The sequence below is a fragment of the Streptomyces sp. NPDC059456 genome (assembly GCF_042750055.1).
Taxonomy (GTDB): Bacteria; Actinomycetota; Actinomycetes; order Streptomycetales; family Streptomycetaceae; genus Streptomyces.
Genome location: NZ_JBHYVA010000864.1, coordinates 1 through 3,089 on the forward strand (window position 1 = coordinate 1; position 3,089 = coordinate 3,089).

The window sequence follows — 3,089 nt, forward strand, 5'->3', positions numbered from 1 at the left end:
AGTGGCGGCGGCCCCCCCGGCGGCGGGCGGGCGGGGGCCGCGGCCGCGGCGGCCGCGGCCCCCCCCCCCCCCCGCGTTTCGGCGCCGGCCGGATGTGCAGGAACGGGAGGGGCGGGGACGGCTGCGCACCGCGGCCGTGCGGGGTCAGGCCGGGCAGATGCCGCGTTCGTGGTCGACCGTGGCCGTCGCGCGGGAGAACTGCCACTGCGGCGCCAGGAGCCCGTCGTTGAGCTGTCCGGCCGCCGCCGGGCTCTCCACCACGTAGCCGAAGTCCTGGAGCCACGCCGGGTAGAGGTTCTTGGAGCCGATGTAGAAGGCCGAGTCGTCCACGGAGACCACCTTGTGGTGCTGCGCGTACGGGTGGCCGTCGGCCCACTTCGGGCTCTGGGAGCTGCGGAACGTGGCCAGCTGGAGGTTCGAGCACATCGCGGCCTTGGCCTTGCCCTGGTCTCCGGTGAGCAGGGCGAGCCGGTCGCGCAGGGTGTCGCTGATCTCCGCGAGCGACTTGATCTGCGAGTAGCCGCCACTGCCCACGGCGCCGCGGTTGGCGGGGTCGCTGACGACGATGCGGACCTTCACGCCGGCCGCCATCCGCGCCGCCAGGGCGTCGTAGAGGCGGACGTCGTAGCGGGGCAGCGGCGGGCAGGTCGCGTTGACGTCCTGCTGGGAGATCTCGATGTGCCGGTTCGCGCTGGAGACCAGCGTCCGCAGGGCGCTCTCCTCCGGGTTGACGGTGTCGTAGTCGCGGTCGGCGTTGGTGTTGTCGTGCAGGCCGACGCCGCACTTGGTGTCGGAGGCACCGGGCAGGACGGGCCGGAAGGCCGACGAGGGATCGTTGCGCCTGATCCCGACGCCGAGGCCGCCGACGGCGATGGCCGGCACGTCGCCCGGGGCGGCCGGGGGCGTGGCGGGGGCGGTGGCCCCGGCCAGGGTGGGCATGCACGCGGCGCCGTTGGAGGAGGCGAACCAGACGCTGGCGATGTTGCTTTTGTTCTGGCAGGTCCAGGACCACAGTTCGTCGAGGTAGCGGCCCGCGGACGCGGCGGCCGGACCGCGCAGGGCGAGGTCGACGTCGGCGACCGGGTGCGCGGTCTCCAGGTAGTCGTCCTTCCAGTCGTTGATGCCGCCGGTGATCACCGACTGGCCGTCGACCATGAGGATCTTGGAGTGGTTCCAGGAGAAGGCCGTCTTCGAGGTCGTCATCGAGGCGACGTTGAGGTCGACGTTGCGGGCGTCGGCGCCGAGCCTGGAGACGAGCTCGTCCCGGTACTTCGAGGGCAGCACGTTGAGGTGGTAGACCGGCGCGGCACCCACCAGCACGCGCACCTTCAGCTTGTTCCCGCGCGCGGCCGAGGACTTCAGACCCGCGACGAGGGCGTCCTGGAACGCTCCGTTGGGGAAGGGCGCGAGGGTCGATATGTCGACGGTCTGCGTCGCCCGGGAAACGTTCTCCGTCATCTTCGCGAGCAGCCGCTCGGTTCCCGGACGCGCGGCGCAGGTGTCGTCGCCCCAGCAACCGGGGGTCTGCAGCAGCCAGTCGCCGCCGCCGGGCGTCGAGGCGTCCAGGACGTTGCCGGCGGTGCGTTCCCACACCCGGCCTTCGAGGCCGGGGGAAACCTGACGGAGCGCCTGCTCCACGGCGTCGAGGTGGGGCGCCGGGCCGGCGGCGGCCCCGGGGCCCGCCGCCGCGGCGGCGGAGGCCGGGCCGGCGGCGAACAGGGCCAGCACGACCGCCGGTACCGCGGCGCGGACGGCGGCGGCGGACGGTCGGTGAAGGGTATGGCGGTGCACTGTGACTTCCTTGCAGGAGGGATCGCCGTCGCCGCGAGGGGGCGACCGGCAAGATCAACTCGCGGAAGTTACCATCGAGTCACAACGGCAGGGAATTCGCGCACCCCTGATTCGGTCACAAGGGGCGACATGGCCGGATTGGACAACTGGTCGATGGACCGACCACGATGATGCGCGCTAGATCGCGGCAGCTCAGGGGGGCAAACCGGTCAGATGGTGACGTTCCTCCGATCAATCCGCTACGTCCCCGTTTCCGACATCGGAGAGTTTTCGCCATGAGCTTCGGCGACCCGAACAACCCGTACGGCCAGCAGCCCCCGCAGGGTCAGCCCGGCTACCCGCAGCAGGCCCCGCAGGGCGTGCCGCCGCAGTACGGCTACCCCCAGCAGCCGCCGCAGGGCGTCCCCCCGCAGTACGGCCAGCCCCAGCAGACCCCGCCGCCGTACGGCGCCTACCCGCCGCCCCCGATGCCCGGCATGCCGGGCGCCGGCATGCCGCCACTGGCCCACTGGGGCCAGCGCGTCGGTGCGTACCTGCTCGACGCCCTGATCATCGCGGGTCCGATGTACGCCCTCGGCTTCATCGACCTGGCGAGCAGCGACGACCCCGCCAACGCGGGCCCCGGCATCTTCTTCACGATCGGCATCCTGTACGCGCTCGGCATGGCGCTCTTCCAGCTCTACAAGGAGGGGACCACCGGTCAGACGACCGGCAAGAAGGTCCTCGGCATCAGCCTGCGCCGCGAGCGCGACGGCGCCTTCCTCGGGTTCGGCATGGCGTTCGTCCGCAAGCTGGCCCACGTCCTCGACGGCATCCCCTGCTACATCGGCTGGCTGTGGCCGCTGTGGGACGAGAAGAAGCAGACCTTCGCCGACAAGGTGTGCAGCACCGTCGTCATCCAGGTCCCCAAGGGCTGAGGCCGCCCCTCTCCCCTTTTCCCCCACCCGGCAGCGGAGTTGGTCCGCTGCCGGGTGGGCGCGTTCGCGGGCCGGTGGTGTCGCGGCGGCCGTGCGATTCCGGCCGGGGACGCGGGCGCTGCACCGGCCGGCCCAGGAGGAGGAGAAGCCGGCCCGGCGCCCCGGGCCGTGAGGGTGCGGGGCGGCCCCCCGGGCCCGCCCGCTACGGAGCCGCCGTCAGGGCCGCCCGCAGCCGCCGGGCCTGCCTGACCAGTTGCGAGGAGCCGGGCCGCGCCGCGGCCTCGGCCAGGCCCGCCGGGGCGGGTCCGTACCTGTCTCTGATACACAACTCCCAGCCCACGAGACCCAATTCGATAGGTGGGTGTGGGTGTGTGTGTGTGT

At 72.5% G+C, this 3,089-nt stretch carries 2 protein-coding genes; one reads left to right on the forward strand and one right to left on the reverse strand.

The annotated features are described in order from the left end of the window. Positions 1-144: 144 nt before the first annotated feature. Complete coding sequence (locus ACFXA3_RS39700; RefSeq protein ID WP_385195828.1) at positions 145-1,791, reverse strand: phospholipase; 1,647 nt, start codon at positions 1,789-1,791, stop codon at positions 145-147. Positions 1,792-2,066: 275 nt separating this feature from the next. Here ACFXA3_RS39700 and ACFXA3_RS39705 point away from each other — a divergent pair, with 275 nt between their 5' ends. Further along, a complete protein-coding gene (locus ACFXA3_RS39705; RefSeq protein WP_385195830.1) occupies positions 2,067-2,708 on the forward strand; it encodes an RDD family protein in 642 nt (213 codons plus the stop codon). Positions 2,709-3,089: the final 381 nt, after the last annotated feature.

Bases quoted from the DNA above. Each gene is read 5' to 3' on its own strand.
- ACFXA3_RS39705 (WP_385195830.1), top strand. From the start codon at position 2,067: ATGAGCTTCGGCGACCCGAACAACCCGTACGGCCAGCAGCCCCCGCAG.